15 protein-coding genes and 1 tRNA gene are annotated in these 16,076 nt (G+C 74.2%); 9 read left to right on the plus strand and 7 right to left on the minus strand.

Going from position 1 to position 16,076, the window contains the following annotated elements; genetic code table 11:
• Positions 1–276 precede the first annotated feature (276 nt).
• The 3 genes from AC0QU1_RS10030 to AC0QU1_RS10040 are packed head-to-tail and all read left to right on the plus strand — an operon-like array spanning position 277 to position 2,530.
• Positions 277–1,347: an LLM class flavin-dependent oxidoreductase gene (locus AC0QU1_RS10030; RefSeq protein ID WP_483576244.1), complete on the plus strand. Its 1,071-nt coding sequence runs from the start codon at positions 277–279 to the stop codon at positions 1,345–1,347.
• Positions 1,344–2,009 (plus strand): NADPH-dependent FMN reductase, encoded by a 666-nt coding sequence (locus AC0QU1_RS10035; RefSeq protein WP_483576245.1) that lies wholly within the window; start codon positions 1,344–1,346, stop codon positions 2,007–2,009. Before AC0QU1_RS10030 ends, AC0QU1_RS10035 begins: the two co-directional genes overlap by 4 nt.
• The gene (locus tag AC0QU1_RS10040) at positions 2,006–2,530 is read left to right on the plus strand and encodes a flavin reductase family protein (protein ID WP_483576246.1); all 525 of its coding nucleotides are present in this window, start codon (positions 2,006–2,008) and stop codon (positions 2,528–2,530) included. The genes AC0QU1_RS10035 and AC0QU1_RS10040 overlap by 4 nt, the downstream gene beginning before the upstream one ends.
• Before the next feature lie 34 nt (positions 2,531–2,564).
• On the opposite strand, the gene AC0QU1_RS10045 is transcribed toward AC0QU1_RS10040, so the two are convergent.
• Positions 2,565–3,248, minus strand: a complete 684-nt coding sequence (locus AC0QU1_RS10045) for an SDR family NAD(P)-dependent oxidoreductase (protein ID WP_483576247.1) — start codon at positions 3,246–3,248, stop codon at positions 2,565–2,567.
• A gap of 101 nt (positions 3,249–3,349) precedes the next feature.
• Between AC0QU1_RS10045 and AC0QU1_RS10050 the strand changes: the two genes are divergently transcribed.
• The 6 genes from AC0QU1_RS10050 to AC0QU1_RS10075 all read left to right on the plus strand — a co-directional run bounded on the left by AC0QU1_RS10050 (position 3,350) and on the right by AC0QU1_RS10075 (position 12,570).
• Complete coding sequence (locus tag AC0QU1_RS10050) at positions 3,350–4,201, plus strand: helix-turn-helix domain-containing protein (protein ID WP_483576248.1); 852 nt, start codon at positions 3,350–3,352, stop codon at positions 4,199–4,201.
• Positions 4,202–4,271: 70 nt separating this feature from the next.
• Complete coding sequence (locus tag AC0QU1_RS10055) at positions 4,272–8,180, plus strand: nitrate reductase subunit alpha (protein WP_483576249.1); 3,909 nt, start codon at positions 4,272–4,274, stop codon at positions 8,178–8,180.
• On the plus strand, positions 8,177–9,862 hold the full coding sequence (gene narH, locus AC0QU1_RS10060) for a nitrate reductase subunit beta (RefSeq protein ID WP_483576250.1): 1,686 nt from the start codon (positions 8,177–8,179) through the stop codon (positions 9,860–9,862). Before AC0QU1_RS10055 ends, narH begins: the two co-directional genes overlap by 4 nt.
• Positions 9,859–10,596, plus strand: a complete 738-nt coding sequence (gene narJ / locus AC0QU1_RS10065) for a nitrate reductase molybdenum cofactor assembly chaperone (RefSeq protein WP_483576251.1) — start codon at positions 9,859–9,861, stop codon at positions 10,594–10,596. The genes narH and narJ overlap by 4 nt, the downstream gene beginning before the upstream one ends.
• Positions 10,587–11,351, plus strand: a complete 765-nt coding sequence (narI, locus tag AC0QU1_RS10070; RefSeq protein ID WP_483576252.1) for a respiratory nitrate reductase subunit gamma — start codon at positions 10,587–10,589, stop codon at positions 11,349–11,351. The genes narJ and narI overlap by 10 nt, the downstream gene beginning before the upstream one ends.
• 1 nt (position 11,352) lies before the next feature.
• Positions 11,353–12,570: an MFS transporter gene (locus tag AC0QU1_RS10075; protein ID WP_483576253.1), complete on the plus strand. Its 1,218-nt coding sequence runs from the start codon at positions 11,353–11,355 to the stop codon at positions 12,568–12,570.
• Between the two features lie 9 nt (positions 12,571–12,579).
• On the opposite strand, the gene AC0QU1_RS10080 is transcribed toward AC0QU1_RS10075, so the two are convergent.
• The 6 genes from AC0QU1_RS10080 to AC0QU1_RS10105 all read right to left on the minus strand — a co-directional run bounded on the left by AC0QU1_RS10080 (position 12,580) and on the right by AC0QU1_RS10105 (position 16,068).
• Entirely contained in the window at positions 12,580–13,029 is a 450-nt protein-coding gene (locus AC0QU1_RS10080; RefSeq protein WP_483576254.1) for an SRPBCC family protein, read from the minus strand.
• Between the two features lie 116 nt (positions 13,030–13,145).
• A tRNA-Val gene (locus tag AC0QU1_RS10085) sits at positions 13,146–13,217 on the minus strand.
• 107 nt (positions 13,218–13,324) lie between these two features.
• Complete coding sequence (locus AC0QU1_RS10090) at positions 13,325–14,173, minus strand: aminotransferase class IV (protein WP_483576255.1); 849 nt, start codon at positions 14,171–14,173, stop codon at positions 13,325–13,327.
• Positions 14,174–14,186: 13 nt separating this feature from the next.
• Positions 14,187–14,777, minus strand: a complete 591-nt coding sequence (locus AC0QU1_RS10095; RefSeq protein ID WP_483576256.1) for a dihydrofolate reductase family protein — start codon at positions 14,775–14,777, stop codon at positions 14,187–14,189.
• A gap of 59 nt (positions 14,778–14,836) precedes the next feature.
• The gene (locus AC0QU1_RS10100; protein WP_483576257.1) at positions 14,837–15,223 is read right to left on the minus strand and encodes a VOC family protein; all 387 of its coding nucleotides are present in this window, start codon (positions 15,221–15,223) and stop codon (positions 14,837–14,839) included.
• Complete coding sequence (locus AC0QU1_RS10105; protein ID WP_483576258.1) at positions 15,220–16,068, minus strand: helix-turn-helix domain-containing protein; 849 nt, start codon at positions 16,066–16,068, stop codon at positions 15,220–15,222. The genes AC0QU1_RS10100 and AC0QU1_RS10105 overlap by 4 nt, the downstream gene beginning before the upstream one ends.
• Between the last annotated feature and the right edge of the window lie 8 nt (positions 16,069–16,076).

Below are 16,076 nucleotides of genomic sequence, written 5' to 3' on the forward strand. Positions count from 1 at the left end.
CCCTGCCCGGTCGGTCCGACGGTCAGGGCTGCCTGTGAGGGGGAGCCGTGCCGGGGAATGTAGGTGCCGCCTTGAGGCCTGGCGAGAGTTTCCCCGAACTTCTCACGATCTGAGACGGGTGGTGCTCGGGACCCCAGCAATGGCCTCGCTGGTCCGGGATGCGAGACGTTTCACCGGACCGTTGACACGTCGGAGACGGCTACGTACGGTCCACTCATCGGGAAATCCGATCAAACTGGTCGGGAATTTCGATCTGTCGAGCCGAAGGGCAGCACAGTGCCAGCTTTCCTCTCCCACCCGCCGACCTTCCGCCCGCTCCACCTCGGCGTCGACCTGACCGGCACCGGGGCCGCGCCCGCGATCGTGGGCGGCCCCCACCGGCGGGCCGCCCGCGCGTTCGACGCGGCGCGCACCGCCGACCTGGTCGCGGCCGCCGAACGCGGGCTCCTCGACCTCGTGACCCTCGACGACGCGTTCGCCGTGCGGCCGACCGGGCGCGAGCTGCGCGGCCACCTGGACTCCGCGGTGATCGCCTCCCGGCTTGCGCGGACCACCTCGCGGCTGGGCGTCGTCGCGTCCCTCGACCCGCTGCGCGTGCCCCACGACCACGTGGTGACCGCGCTGTCCCGCCTCGCGCGGACCAGCGAGAGCCGGATCGGCTGGCAGGTCGAGCCCCCGGGCGCCGTCGCGCCGGAACGGACGCCGGGCACCGCCTCCGTCCCCGACGCGGTCGGCGCCGTGCTCGACGCGCTGCCCGCACAGCAGGCGCCGCCCGTCGTCGTGCGGGCCACCGCGCCCGCCCACCTCGCCGTCGCGGCCCGGCGGGCGGACGTCGTCCGCGTGCGCGCCGCCGACCTCCAGGAGGCCGCCGCGATGCGGCGCCTGGTCGGCGTGCTCGCCGCGGAGGCGGGCCGCGACCCCGGCCGGATCCGCGTGCTGGCCGAGGTCCGGGTGGTGCTCGGCGCCAACGAGGCCACCGCCCGCATGCGCGCGGACCTGGCGGGCGTTGCACCCGGCGCGCTCACCCACGTGGGCACGGCCCACGGCCTGGCCGCGCTCGCCGCCGAGGCCGCCCTCGACGGGCTGGTCGACGGCTTCCACGTGCTGCCGGTGGTCCCGGACACCGACCTCACGGTGCTCGTGCGCCAGGTGGTGCCGATGCTGCGCCGAGCCGGCCTCTTCCGCACCGCCTACCCCGGCACCACCCTGCGCGACACGCTCGGCCTGTCGCGCCACGACCCCACGCCGTCGGCCAGGCCTCCGTCCCGTGCCAGGGCGCGCCGCGCCGAGGGCTCCGTCACCCGGCCCCCGTTGCAGGAGCCCCAGCTGGAGGAGGCACGACCATGACCGCACCGGAACAGACCGCACCCGAACACACGGCCGTCGTCAGCGGCAACCCGCGGCCCGGGTCCCGCACCCTCGCCGCGGCACAGGACGCGGGGCGCAGGCTGGCGGCGCTCGCGGGTACCGACCGGACCGGGGTGCCGGCCGTCATCGACCTCGCGGCCTACGGGCCACGGGTCCTGGAGCACGGCGACCGGGAGGTCGGCGCCGCACGCGACGTCCTCGCCACCGCGCGGGCCGCCGTCGTGGCCACCCCCGTCTACAAGGCGTCCTACACCGGCCTGCTCAAGGCGTTCCTGGACGGGTACGGCCCCGACGCGCTCGCCGGGGTCGTCGTGCTCCCGCTCGTCGTCACGGGCTCGGCCGCGCACGCGCTGGCCGGCGAGGTGCACCTGCGGCCGGTGCTCGCCGAGCTGGGCGCGGTCGTCCCCGCCCCGGCCGTCGTCGTCACCGAGGCGGAGCTGCCGCACCTCGACCGGGTGCTGGACGCCTGGTTCGACCGGTGGGGGCCGGCGCTCGCGGCCGCCGTGGTCCGGCCCCGGGCGGTGGGTGGCCTGCCGGCGACCCGGGCGGTCGCCGCCACCCGAGCGGCGGACGGCCCGTCCGCCACCCGGGCGACGGACGCGACCGACCACCGCCAGCCGGTGGGGGAGGCCGCACGGTGACGGCGGAGCTGGCCGGCCCCGGCCTCGCCGGCGCGCGAGCCGAGCTCACGTCCGACGAGTTCCGCGGGATCTTCCGCAACCACCCCGCCGCCGTCACCGTCGTCGCGCTGCTCGACGGCGGCCGCCCGGTCGGGTTCACGGCCACCTCGGTGATCTCCGTCGCGGCCGCGCCCCCGACGCTGGCCTTCTCGCTGCCGACGTCGTCCTCCTCGTGGGCCGCGCTGTCGCGCGCGGACACCGTGGCGATCAGCTTTCTCGCCGACGACCAGGCCCATGTGTCCGCCCGCTTCGCGACGAGCGGCATCGACCGGTTCGCCGACGGCGGCTGGTCGGTGCTGCCCACCGGTGAGCCGGTGATCGACGGCGCGACGGCCTGGGTGCAGGGACCCGTCACGCAGCGGGTGGCGGTCGGGGAGAGCCGCCTCGTGATCGTCCGGGTGCGCGCCTCCGCCGTCCGGGACGACGCGCGGCCGCTCGTCTACCACGACCGGCGCTACCGCCGGCTCGGCCTCGGCGCGTGAGCGCGGCCGGCCCACCGGCCGCGCCTGCGTCGGCCTACCAGCCGAGCTCGCCGTCGTCCTCCTGGAAGGTGCCCGTGGGCCCGTCGGGGCCGAGGTCGGCCAGCCGGACGATGTTCCGGGCGCTGACCTCGACCGGGCGGCCGTGCGGGTTGTCCTGCCCGCCGAGCCTGGTCGCGGTGTAGCCGGGCTCCACCGCGTTGAACTTCACCTCGGGGACGGCGCGCGCGTACTGCACGGTGAGCATCGACACGGCCGCCTTGCTCGCCCCGTAGACGATCGCGGAGACCTGGGACGCCGGGCGGCTGGGCTCGTGGTTGGCCCAGAACGAGCCGAGCGCGCTGGAGACGTTCACGACCACGGGGTTCGCCGACCGCCGCAGCAGCGGGAGCGCGGCCTCGGTGACCCGGACGACGCCCACCGCGTTGGTGTCGAACACCGCCAGGGCGTCGGGGCCGTTGAGCGCGAGCATGGCGATGCCGGCGTTGTTGACGAGCACGTCGAGCCCGCCGTCGGCCTCGAGCCGGGCGAACGCCGTGGCGACCGAGGCGTCGTCGGTGACGTCGAGCTGCACGAAGCGGGCGCCGAGCTCCGCGGCGACGGCGCGGCCGCTCGTCTCGTCGCGGGCGCCGACGTAGAGCGTGTGCCCGGCGGCGACGAGCTGGCGGGCTGCTTCCTTGCCGAGGCCTCTGGTGGCCCCGGTGATGAGGGTTGTTGTCATGCCTCGACCTTCGGACGCCGGCGGCCGGTCAGGCAGTCGTCCGGTTGTCGTAGGACCGGCAGGGCCACGACAACCGCCGCGCCCCCGGCCAGACTGGGAGCGTGGACACGTGGGAGTTCGGCCGGATGGTGCGGCGCAGGCGCGACGCCGTCGCGCCAGAGGCGGTCGGCGTGCCCAGGGGACCGCGCCGCCGGGCCGTCGGGCTGCGCCGCGAGGAGCTCGCCGGGCTCGCCGGCATCTCGGCCGACTACCTGACCCGGCTGGAGCAGGGCCGCGCCACCTCGCCGTCGGCGCAGGTGGTGGAGGCGCTCGCCCGCGCGCTGCGGCTGCCCTACGGCGACCGCGACCTCCTGTTCCGGCTGGCCGGCCACGCCGCCCCGGGGCTCGACGTCGTCCCGAGGCACATCCCGCCGAGCGTGCAGCGGCTGCTCGACCGGCTCGCGGGGACACCCGTCGCGGTCTACGACGCGACCCAGACGCTCATCGTGGCCAACGCGCCGTACGACGCCCTGATGGGCGCCACGTCCGGCTGGCGCGGCATCGAGCGCACCGCCCTCTGGCGGCACCTGGTCGGCCCGGGCAGCCGGGTGGTCCACACGCCCCGGGAGGAGGACGAGCTCGTGACGCGGCTGGTCGCCGACCTGCGCCTGACCGCGGCCCGGTACCCGGGCGACCCGGCGGTCGACCGGCTCGTGCGCGAGCTGGGCGCGCAGAGCCCGCGGTTCGTCGAGCTCTGGGCGGCCGAGGCCGCCGACCTGCCCCGCGACACGTCCCGGCACAAGACCGTCGAGCACCCGGAGGTCGGCCGGATCACCCTCGACTGCGACGTGCTCGTCGTCGCGGCGGACGACCTGCGCGTCATGGTCTACACCGCCGAGCCCGGCACCGAGGACGCCGAGCGGCTCGCGCTCGCGACGGTCCTCGGCACGCAGACGCTCGTCGACCGGGCCTGACCGCCGTCGGCGGGCCGGGGCGGTGCCCCTGCTGTCGCGCATTCCCGGACCGCGGGCGAAACTGAAAAATGTGGCCACCGAGGACGTGCTCGTCAGGCTGGGCCGACACCTCCGCCGCGGGGAGGTGTCCGAGGATCTGCGCCGGCTCTACCTGGAGGGCGGACGGGCCGGGGACTCGTTCTACCGGGACCGGTGGTCGCACGACAAGGTGGTGCGGTCGACTCACGGTGTGAACTGCACGGGCTCGTGCTCGTGGAAGGTGTACGTCAAGGACGGCATCATCACGTGGGAGACCCAGCAGACCGACTACCCGTCGGTGGGCCCCGACTCACCCGAGTACGAGCCGCGCGGCTGCCCGCGGGGCGCCGCGTTCAGCTGGTACACCTACTCGCCCACGCGGGTGCGCTACCCGTACGTGCGCGGCGTGCTGCTGGAGGCCTACCGCGCGGCGCGGCGCCGGGGGAGCGACCCCGTGGCGGCCTGGGCCGAGCTCACCGCCGACCCCCGTACCGCCGCCGCGTACAAGCAGGCCAGGGGCAAGGGCGGCCTGGTCCGCGCCACCTGGGAGGAGGCCGCGGAGATCGTCGCCGCCGCCCACGTGCACACGATCGCGCGGTACGGCCCCGACCGGATCGCCGGGTTCTCGCCCATCCCCGCGATGTCGATGGTCTCCCACGGGGTCGGCGCGCGGTTCGTGCAGCTGCTGGGCGGCACGATGCTCAGCTTCTACGACTGGTACGCCGACCTGCCCGTGGCCTCCCCGCAGGTGTTCGGCGACCAGACCGACGTGCCGGAGTCCGCCGACTGGTGGAACGCCGCCTACCTGATCATGTGGGGCTCGAACATCCCGGTCACGCGCACGCCGGACGCGCACTTCATGGCCGAGGCCCGCTACCGCGGCCAGAAGGTGGTGGTGGTCTCCCCGGACTACGCCGACAACACGAAGTTCGCCGACGCCTGGCTCGCCCCTCACCCCGGCACGGATGGTGCGCTCGCCCTGGCGATGGGCCACGTCATCCTGCGCGAGTACCTCGTGGACCGCCGCACCGAACGCTTCGCGCGGTACCTCAAGCAGTACAGCGACTCCCCGTTCCTGGTGCGCCTCGAGCCCGCGCCCGACGGCGCCCCGGTCGCCCCCGGCACGTACGTCCCCGGCAAGTTCCTCACGGCGGCGGACCTGTCCGACGACGTCCTGCCCGGGGCCAGTGCCGAGGCGAACCCGCACTTCAAACCCGTGCTCCTGGACGCGGACGGGCGGCCGGTGGTGCCCAACGGGACCCTGGGCCACCGGTACGGCGAGGCCGACGAGGGGCGCTGGAACCTCGACCTGGGCGACGTGGACCCGGCGCTGAGCATCGCCGACCTGGCCCCGGGCGGCCCCGCGGCCGCCCGCCAGGCCGGCTCGCCGGACGCCCGCGGCCCGGCCCGGCCCGACGGGGCCGCCGCCGTCGCCCTGCCGAGGTTCGACGTCGTGCCCGGGGCCTCGACGGGCTCGACCGGGGGAGGCCCGGGCGGTCCGGACGGCGGCGTGGCCGACAGTGGCATGGCCGGCGACCCGCACACCGGCGGCAAGGGCGTCGTCGTCCGCGGCGTGCCCGTCCGCCGTGTCGGCGGGCACCTGGTAACCACGGTGTTCGACCTGATGCTCGCCCAGTACGGCGTGTCCCGCCCCGGCCTGCCCGGCACCTGGCCCACGGGCTACGACGACCCCGCGCCGGGCACCCCGGCCTGGCAGGAGGAGATCACGGGCGTGCCCGCGGCGGCGGCCGCCAGGATCGGGCGGGAGTTCGCGCAGAACGCCGTCGACTCCGGCGGCCGCTCGATGATCGTCATGGGTGCGGGCACCAACCACTGGTTCCACTCGGACACCATCTACCGCGCGTTCCTCGCGCTGACCACCATGACCGGCTGCCAGGGCGTGAACGGCGGCGGCTGGGCGCACTACGTGGGCCAGGAGAAGTGCCGCCCCGTGACCGGGTGGGCCCAGTACGCGGGCGGGCTGGACTGGCTGCGCCCTCCGCGGCAGATGATCGGCACGGCCTTCTGGTACCTGGCCACCGACCAGTGGCGGTACGACGGCCTGCCCGCCGACACCCTCGCCTCCCCGCTGGCCCCCGGCACGTTCGCGGGCCGCACCACCGCCGACACCCTGGTCGAGTCGGCACAGCGCGGCTGGATGCCCAGCTACCCCACGTTCGACCGCAACCCGCTCGACCTCGCCGACGAGGCGCGCGCCGCGGGCAAGGAGCCCGCCCAGCACGTGGTGGACGAGCTCAAGGCCGGGCGCCTGCGGTTCGCCGCCGAGGACCCGGACGACCCCGCCAACTTCCCCCGCGTGCTCACCGTCTGGCGGGCCAACATCCTCGGGTCGAGCGGCAAGGGCAACGAGTACTTCCTGCGGCACCTGCTGGGCACGGACGCGGCGGTGTTCGCGCAGGAGTCCGCACCGGACCGGCGCCCACGCACCATGACCTGGCACGACGAGGCCCCCCGCGGCAAGCTCGACCTGCTGGTCACCCTGGACTTCCGGATGACCAGCACCACGCTGTTCTCCGACGTCGTGCTGCCGGCCGCCACCTGGTACGAGAAGTACGACCTGTCCTCCACGGACATGCACCCGTTCGTGCACGCGTTCAACCCCGCCATCGACCCGCCCTGGCAGACCAAGACCGACTTCGCGGCGTTCCACGCCATCGCCCGCAAGATCTCGGCGCTCGCGGTGGACCACCTGGGCGTGCGGCACGACGTCGTCGCCGCGCCGCTGGCGCACGACACGCCCGACGAGCTGGCCGTGCCGCACGGCACGCTGACCGACGCGGACGTTCCGTTCCGCGAGCGCGACCTGGTGCCGGGCCGGACGATGCCCAAGCTCACCGAGGTGGAGCGTGACTACCCGGCCTTCGCGGCCCGGATGGCCGCGCTCGGCCCCCTGACCGACGGCGCGGGCATGGCCACCAAGGGCGTCGCGTTCTCGCCCGACGCCGAGGTGCGCCGGCTCGGGGAGCTCAACGGGCTCGTGCCCGACGGCCCGGTGGCCGGGCGTCCGCGGCTGGACAAGGACACGCACGTCTGCGAGGCGATCCTCGCGCTGAGCGGCACTACCAACGGCCGCCTGGCGGTCCAGGGGTTCGAGCGCCTGGAACGCCGCACGGGCACGCCGCTGGCCGACCTCGCGCGCGAGGAGGAGGGCCGGCGGGTCACCTTCGCCGACGTGCAGGCGCGGCCGACGCCCGTCATCACGTCGCCCGAGTGGTCCGGCAGCGAGCACGGCGGACGCCGGTACAGCGCGTTCGTCGTCAACGTGGAGCGGCTCAAGCCGTGGCACACCCTGACCGGGCGGCAGCACTTCTACCTGGACCACGACTGGCTCGTGGAGCTGGGCGAGCAGCTCCCGGTGTACCGGCCGCCGCTGGACCTGCACCGCCTGTTCCCGGACTCGCCGGCGCTGTCCGGGCCGCGCCCGCCGGGGGCGGCGACCCGGTCCAGGTCCCGCCCGGCGCGCCCGCCGGAGCCCGAGGCCGAGGTCGTGGTCCGCTACCTCACGCCGCACTCGAAGTGGTCCATCCACTCCGAGTACCAGGACAACCTGTTCATGCTGTCGCTCTCGCGCGGCGGCCCGAACCTCTGGATGTCCCCTGACGACGCCGAGCGCATCGGGGTGGCCGACAACGAGTGGGTCGAGGCCGTGAACCGCAACGGCGTGGTCGTGGCGCGGGCCGTGGTGAGTCACCGCATGCCGCGCGGCACGGTGTACGTGCACCACGCCACCGACCGCACCGTGGACGTGCCGATCGCCGAGGCGTCGGGGCTGCGCGGCGGCATCCACAACTCCCTGACCAGGATCCTGCTCAAGCCGTCGCACCTGGCGGGCGGCTACGGCCAGTTCTCCTACGCCTTCAACTACCTCGGCCCCACGGGCAACCAGCGCGACGAGGTGACCGTGGTCCGCCGTCGGTCCCAGGAGGTGCGCTACCGATGAAGGTCATGGCCCAGATGTCGATGGTGATGAACCTCGACAAGTGCATCGGATGCCACACGTGCTCCGTGACGTGCAAGCAGGCCTGGACCAACCGGTCCGGCACCGAGTACGTGTGGTTCAACAACGTGGAGACCCGGCCCGGCCTCGGCTACCCACGCACCTACCAGGACCAGGACTGGTGGCACGGCGGCTGGGTCCGCACCCGGCGCGGCCGGCTCCGGCTGCGCGCCGGGGGGCGGCTCAAGAAGCTCGCGACCATCTTCGCCAACCCCAAGCTGCCCTCCATCCACGACTACTACGAGCCGTGGACCTACGAGTACGACCTCCTGCTCTCGTCCCCGCAGGGCGCGCACACCCCCGTCGCCCGGCCGAAGTCCCTGCTCACCGGCAAGGACATGGCCATCCAGTGGTCGGCCAACTGGGACGACTCCCTCGCCGGGTCCACCGCCACCATGCAGGACGACCCCGTGCTCAAACACATGAGCGAGCACGTGGCGACCGAGCTCGAACAGACCTTCATGTTCTACCTGCCGCGCATCTGCGAGCACTGCCTCAACCCCTCGTGCGTGGCCTCCTGCCCGTCGGGCGCGATGTACAAGCGCGCCGAGGACGGCATAGTGCTCGTGGACCAGGAGGCCTGCCGCGGCTGGCGCATGTGCGTCACCGGCTGCCCGTACAAGAAGGTCTACTTCAACCACAAGACGGGCAAGGCGGAGAAGTGCACGCTCTGCTACCCGCGCATCGAGGTGGGCCTGCCCACGGTCTGCTCGGAGACCTGCGTGGGCCGCCTGCGCTACCTCGGCCTCGTGCTGTACGACGCCGACCGGGTCACCGAGGCCGCCGCCGTCGAGGACGAGCACGACCTGCTGGCCGCCCAGCGGTCCGTGTTCCTCGACCCGCACGATCCCGAGGTGGTGGCCGCCGCCCGCCGCGACGGCATCGCGGAGGACTGGATCGAGGCCGCGCAGGCCTCCCCGATCTGGCGGCTGATCAGCGACTACGAGGTGGCGCTCCCGCTGCACCCCGAGTACCGCACGCTGCCCATGGTCTGGTACATCCCGCCGCTGTCACCCGTTGTCGACGTCGTGGCGAGCTCCGGGAACGACGGCGAGGACCCGCGCACCCTGTTCGCGGCCATCTCCAAGCTGCGCATCCCGCTGGAGTACCTCGCCGGACTGTTCACCGCGGGCGACACCCGGCCCGTCGAGCGCGTGCTGCGCCGGCTCGCGGCGATGCGGTCCTACATGCGCGACGTCAACCTCGGCAACGAGCGGAACGAGGAGACGGCGAGCGCCGTCGGCATGACCGGGCCCCAGGTCGAGGAGATGTACCGCCTGCTCGCCGTCGCCAAGTACGACGACCGGTACGTCATCCCGACGGCGCACGCCGAGCTGGCCCGCGACCTGGACGAGCTCGCCTGCTCCCTGGACTACGAGGGCGGTCCGGGCATGGGCGGCGCGGGGCCGCTGGGGGAGTCGTCGGGTCCGCCCGTGCCGGTGGCCGTGGAGAACTTCCACGCGCTGGCGTCGCGGCAGACCGCCGACTCGCCGTACGGGCCCTCGACGCCCGGCCGGGTGAACCTCCTGAACTGGGACGGGAACGGGCGGCCAGCGGGGCTGTTCCCGCCGTCGGGCGGCCGGGGCTCCGGACGACCGGACGCGGCGGACGGGGGTGTGCCGTGACCCTCTCCTTTCTGCCCTGGCCAGGGCTGCGTGCCCGGCGGTCCGCCGAACCGCTCCCACCCCTCGCCCCGGTCTCCCTGTCCGACGGCGACCGCCGGCTCGCCCACATGGCCGCGTCCCTCCTGCTCGCCTACCCCGACCCGGAGACGGTGACGGCCGCGCGCGAGGTGCGCTCCGCCGTCGGACGGCTGCCGGAGCCCGTGGCGCGCCGGCTCACCGGCCTCGCCACCGCCCTGACCGACGGCGACCTACCCGGTCTCCAGGCCGCCTACGTCGCCACGTTCGACCTCAAGCGGCGCTGCACGCTCTACCTGTCGTACTACGCGGCCGGCGACACGCGCCGTCGCGGCGCCGCCCTGCTGCGGTTCGCCGAGGCCTACCGCGCCGCCGGCTGGGAGCTCACCGGCGGCGAGCTGCCCGACCACCTGGCGAGCCTGCTGGAGCTGTCCGCGCGGGCCGACGGCGACGGCGCGCGCATCGCCGGCGCGCTCCTGGCCGCGCACCGCGACGGCATCGAGGTGCTGCGCACGGCCATGGCTGCGGAGGGCTCGCCGTGGCTCGCGGCCGTCGAGGCGGTCTGCCTCACGCTCCCGCGCATCGACGCGCGGACGCTCCGGCGCGTGGCCGCGCTCGTTGCGGAGGGGCCGCCCGCGGAACTGGTCGGCTTGTCGGGCCTGCCTCGTCTCCCGGGCTTCGGGGACGACGGCGGAGGGGGCGACCCGCGATGGACGTGATGCTCTGGGTGGTGCTGCCGTACGTGACCTTCGCCGTGCTGGTGGTGGGGTCGGTGTGGCGGTACCGGTACGACCGGTTCGGCTGGACCACCCGGTCCTCGCAGCTGTACGAGAAGCGGCTGCTGCGCCTCGGGTCGCCGCTGTTCCACCTGGGGCTGCTCGTGGTGATCCTCGGGCACGTCGCGGGGCTCGTGGTCCCGGCGACGTGGACCGCGGCCATCGGCATCCCCGAGGAGGTGTACCACCTGGTCGCGGCCCTGGCCGGGGCGGCGGCGTCGGCCGTGCTGGTGCTGGGGCTGCTCATCCTGATCTACCGCCGCCGGGTCACGAGCGCCGTGTTCCTGGCGACCACCGTGATGGACAAGGTCATGTACGCGATGCTCGCGGTGTCGGTGCTGTCCGGGGCGTGGGCCACCGCGGCCACGCAGCTCGTGACCGCTGACGGGTACGACTACCGGCAGACCATCTCGCCCTGGTTCCGGTCGCTGTGGTACCTGCAGCCGCAGCCCGAGCTGATGGCCGGCGTGCCGCTCGCGTTCCAGGTGCACGTGGTCGCGGCCATGCTGCTGTTCGCGCTGTGGCCGTTCACGCGGCTCGTGCACGCGTTCTCCGCGCCGGTGGGCTACCTGTTCCGGCCGTACATCGTCTACCGGTCGCGGGACGAGGCCCGGTCGGGCGCCGCACCCGGCGGGTCGGGCGCGCACCGCCCGCGGCCCGGCTGGGAGCCGTCCACGGGACCCCGGGAGAGGGGCTGACATGACACAGGCACCACCGACCAGGGCAGCCCGGCGGGCCGCGGCGAGCGGGACGTCGTCGGGCGTGCAGCTTGCGCTGGCGACCGTGGGCTTCGCCGCGAACTTCTGGGCCTGGGCGCTGATCAGCCCGCTGGGCGGGGCCTACGGGATCGACTACGACCTGTCGGCGGTCGAGCAGTCGGTGCTCGTGGCGGTGCCGGTGATCGTCGGGTCCGTCGGCCGCATCCCCGTGGGCGCGCTCACCGACCGGCTCGGGGCGCGGGTGATGTTCCCGCTGGTGAGCGCGCTGACGATCATCCCGGTGCTGTTCGTGGGGCTCGTCGCCGACTCGTACGCCGCGCTGATCGTGGGCGGGTTCCTGCTGGGGCTCGGCGGTACGGCCTTCGCGGTGGGCGTCCCCTTCGTCAACGCCTGGTTCGCGCCCGAGCGGCGCGGCACGGCGCTGGGCATCTTCGGGGTCGGCATGGGCGGCACGGCAGTCTCGTCGTTCACCACGGTCCCGCTCGCCGACGCCGTCGGACGCTGGGCGCCGTTCGTGCTGGTCGCGGCGGTCCTCGCGGTCTTCGCCGTCGTCTCGTGGTTCCTGCTGCGGGACGCGCCCGGGTGGACGGCGGGCGCCGCCGGCGGGATGTGGGCGCGCACCTGGTCCATCCTCAAGCTGCCCGCGACCCTGCAGCTCTCCTGGCTGTACGCGGTCGGGTTCGGCGGGTTCGTGGCCTTCAGCGTGTACCTGCCGACGTTCCTGGCCAACGCCTACGACCTCACCGCCACCGACGCCGCCGCCCGCACCGCCGGGTTCGTGGTGCTCGCCGTGGTGATGCGCCCGGTGGGCGGCACGCTGTCCGACCGGCTCGGGGCCGTGAACGTGTCCCTCTGGTGCTTCGCCGTCGTGACGCTGCTGGCCGCCGTCGTCGCGTTCAAGCCGGGGCTCGTGCCGGTGGGCACCATCGCGTTCCTCGGTCTCGCGGCCGCGCTCGGGGCGTCGTCGGGGGCCACGTTCGCGCTGGTGGCCAAGGTCGCGCCCGCCGACAAGGTCGGTGCCGTGACCGGGGTCGTGGGCGCGGCCGGTGGGCTCGGCGGGTTCGTGCCGCCGCTCATCATGGGCGCGGTGTACCAGCTCAACGGCGACTACGGCATCGGGTTCGCGCTGCTCGCCGCGACCGGGCTGGCGACGCTGCTGTTCACGCTGGGGCCGGTGCGGCGGAGTGCGCGGGGGTAGCGGGTCCGCTCAGCGGTGTGACGTGCGGGTCCCGTCGTCGCGGTGCGCGAGGGTGGCGAGCGCGTCCTTCCAGTGGCCTTCCGCAGCGGCGGCGTGCTGGTCGGTGTCGATGTTCTCCTGGACCACGGTGACGCGCGTGCCGCCGTCGTCGGGCTCCAGCATGATGCGGATCTCGTGGTAGTTCTCGGGGACGTCCCGCTGGCCGTTCAGCGGCGCGAAGTGCGTGAAGTGCAGCAGCCGCGGCCGCTCGACGGCGATGACGACGCCCTTGTCGGCGAACGTGCGGCCGAAGAAGTGGCCCTCGAACGTGATCGGGCTGCCCGGCTGGAAGTCGGTCTCGATGTTGGCCCCCAGCACCCACCGCGCCCCCGGGTGCATGAGCTCGGCCCAGACCCGCTCGGGCGGCTCGGCGATGTGCGTGGTCGCGGTGGCGGTATGGCGCGGGGTGTCGGTGCTCATCGCTGCCCTCCGTGGTGCTCTCGCACACGACCGTACCGCGCCGGCCGCGGATAGGCAGGGCATGCAAAAGCCCCCTGATCGGTGTTTTCGCCGATCAGGGGGCCTTGTCTCGCGGGTGGGCGATACTGGGTTCGAACCAGTGACCTCTTCGGTGTGAACGAAGCGCGCTACCACTGCGCCAATCGCCCGCGGCATCCGTCCCGGTCAGAACCGGTCCGGTGTGCGTGGACGATGCTAGTACGAACTCGGCCGGTTGTGAAAACCGAAACGCGCGGTGAACGTCACACGGGTCAGGTCAGGGATCGACCCGCTCGCGCATGAACCGCTCGAACACGTCGTGCGCCGCGCTGGAGAGCTCACCGACCGGCAGGTCCACGCCGTCCAGCCACACCGTCGGCTGCACGTTCCGCACCGACCCGGTCAGCAGCATCCGGGCCTCACCGGCGGACACCTGGTCGAGCACCGAGAACGGCAGCTCGCCGTCCTTCGCCTCGCGGACCGGCAGCCCCTCCTCTGCGCCCCACTCGAGCAGCAGCTCGCGCGTGATCCCGGCGAGGCAGCCCGAGCTGAGCGGGGGAGTGACCAGTTCCCCGCCGATCTCGATGAACACGTTCGAGCCGGTGCCCTCGCACAGGTCGCCCTGTGTGTTCGCGAACACCGACTCGTCGGCGCCCTTCCTGATCGCGTCCGCGAGGGCTACGACGTTCTCCGCGTAGGACGTCGTCTTCAGCCCGGCCACGGCGCTGTTCTCGTTGCGGGTCCAGGGGGAGCGGGCGGCGCGCCCGGTCGGCACGATGGCGGCCTCGGACGCCGCGACGATCACCGTCTGGGGGCCGTCCGAGCGCCCGGACGCCAGCGGCCCGACGCCGTCGGTCACGGTGATCCGCAGGCGTCCGGCGTCGGGGGCGGCGGCGAGGACGGCGGCCACGCCGTCGCGCACCTTCTGCAGGTCGGGGGCCGCCATGCCCATGCCGGACGCCGAGCGCCCGAGCCGCGCGAGGTGCCGGGTCAGGGCGAACGCCTGCCCGTCGAGGACGGCGCAGGTCTCGAAGACGCCGTCGCCTACCGTGATGCCGTGGTCGACCGCGCTGAGCGCGGCCTCGCCGGGCGCGACCATGCGCCCCTCTGTCCAGATGACCGTCATGGCGCCCAGTGTGTCACCGGCGCAGGGTGATGTGGGTGACCTCCGGTGTGTGCCGTACGGAGGTGGAGGAGAACTCGATGGGCGGGACGCCGTCGAACACGCGGGTGCCCGAGCCGAGCGTGAAGGGCACGACGTGCAGGCGCAGCTCGTCGACGTATCCGGCGGCGAGGTACTCGTTGAGCGTCGTGGCCCCGCCGGTGATGGAGATGTCGCCGTCGCCGGCGGCCGCCTTGGCCTGCTTCATCGCGCTCTCCAGGCCGTCGGTGACGAAGTGGAACGTGGTGCCGCCCTCCATCGGGATGGGCTCGCGCGCGTAGTGCGTGAGGACGAAGACGGGCCCGTGGTACGGCGGGTTGTCGCCCCACCAGCCCTTCCAGTCCGGGTCCAACGGCCCGCGGCCGGCGGTGAACATGTTGCGGCCCATGATGTACGCGCCGGCGCCCACGATGGCGTCCACCTCGGCCTTGTGCGCGTCCCCGTGCTCGAACATCCAGGTGTGCAGGCGCTCGCCCGCGAGCGGCCCGAACGGGTACTCGAGGCTCTGGTCGTGCCCGGCGGAGTAGCCGTCGAGCGAAACTGCCATGTCTGCTTTGACGATTCCCATGCCTCGGTGGACGGCGGCAGGCGGTGGAACTCATCGGCGCCGGTCAGATGGCCCGGCGATCAGCTCTCGCCCCGGTAGCTCCCGAAGCTCCACAGGTTGCCCTCGGGGTCGCGCACCACGCAGGACCGGCCGCCGTAGTCCTCGTCGGCGGGCTCCCTGAGGCTGGACGCCCCTGCGGCGAGAGCGGCCGCGTAGGTGCCGTCGACGTCGTCGGTCACCGCGTAGGCCGAGCCCGTCCCGGCCTGGTCGGGCCATCCGGGTCGTGGCCGGTGCGTGCCGAGCATGACGCCGCCGCCGTCCGGCCAGCTCAGCTCGGCGTGGTGGACGACGGCGGGGTCGGCGTCGTCCCGGTAGACGGCGCGCTCGGTGAAGCCGACGGCCTTCAGCCAGGCCAGGCCGGCGTCGGCGTCGTGGTAGCTCAGGGTCACCCACAGTCCGGTGCTCATCGTGCTCCTCCTCGGTCGGGTGTCTCCCACGATGCCGGGGCCGGGTCGGCGATGTCTTGAACGAACGGGAGCTCCTCGCGGATCCAGGTGGTCGGCGTGCACCCGCCCAGGGTCACCCACTCGCGGGTCATGTGGGCGTGGTCGGCGTATCCCGCGGACGCCGCGACGTCGGCCAGGCCGACGCGTCCCGACCGGGCGGCCACCACGAGCGCGCGGCGCGCGCGGGCGAGGCGGGCCACGCGCCGCAGGTCGCGGGCCGTGAGCCCGCACTCGGCGCGGACGAGGTCCTGCAGATGGCGACGGCTCCAGCCCTGCTCGGCCGCGACCTCGCGGACCTGACCGCCGCCCGCGATACGGGCCAGTGCCCGCCCGACGTCGGCCCGCGGTCGGGGCTCCCCGGCCCGGGCGAGCCGTTCCACCAGGGCGCGCATGACCGTCGCGCCGTCGGGCGACTCGTAGAGCATCTCGGGCAGGTGCGCGAGGTGCGGCGCGACCTCCGGCAGGCTCAGCAGCTCGCCGGAGAGCTCGCCCGCCGGCACGCCGAGCAGCACCCGGGCGCCGCGCAGCGTGAGGGAGATGCTGACGCCGCGCTGCCGGCCGCCGTGGTGGATCGCGGCGGGCCGCGTGTGCAGCCCGGACACGCACGACCAGGCCCGGCGCCGGGAGCCGTCCTGGCCGGCCCACGAGACGTCGATCGGCTCGCCGAGCGGCAGCTCGAACGTCAGCCCGGTGCTCGGCATGCCTCGGTGCACGCCGGGTGCCCCCACGTCGACGTCGTACGGCACGACGGCGGTGACATAGGGGGCGAGGACCTCCGGGACCCCGGAGACCGGGCGGCGATTCACGTGTCCAC

It is taken from the genome of Promicromonospora noduliphila, from assembly GCF_056951025.1.

Excerpts from the sequence above, each read along its gene's own strand:
- narH (WP_483576250.1), top strand. The coding sequence starts at position 8,177 with ATGAAGGTCATGGCCCAGATGTCGATGGTGATGAACCTCGACAAGTGC.
- AC0QU1_RS10095 (WP_483576256.1), bottom strand. The coding sequence starts at position 14,777 with ATGGGAATCGTCAAAGCAGACATGGCAGTTTCGCTCGACGGCTACTCC.
- AC0QU1_RS10080 (WP_483576254.1), bottom strand. The coding sequence starts at position 13,029 with ATGAGCACCGACACCCCGCGCCATACCGCCACCGCGACCACGCACATC.
- AC0QU1_RS10090 (WP_483576255.1), bottom strand. The coding sequence starts at position 14,173 with ATGACGGTCATCTGGACAGAGGGGCGCATGGTCGCGCCCGGCGAGGCC.
- AC0QU1_RS10100 (WP_483576257.1), bottom strand. The coding sequence starts at position 15,223 with ATGAGCACCGGACTGTGGGTGACCCTGAGCTACCACGACGCCGACGCC.
- AC0QU1_RS10075 (WP_483576253.1), top strand. The coding sequence starts at position 11,353 with ATGACACAGGCACCACCGACCAGGGCAGCCCGGCGGGCCGCGGCGAGC.
- AC0QU1_RS10035 (WP_483576245.1), top strand. The coding sequence starts at position 1,344 with ATGACCGCACCGGAACAGACCGCACCCGAACACACGGCCGTCGTCAGC.
- AC0QU1_RS10045 (WP_483576247.1), bottom strand. The coding sequence starts at position 3,248 with ATGACAACAACCCTCATCACCGGGGCCACCAGAGGCCTCGGCAAGGAA.
- narI (WP_483576252.1), top strand. The coding sequence starts at position 10,587 with ATGGACGTGATGCTCTGGGTGGTGCTGCCGTACGTGACCTTCGCCGTG.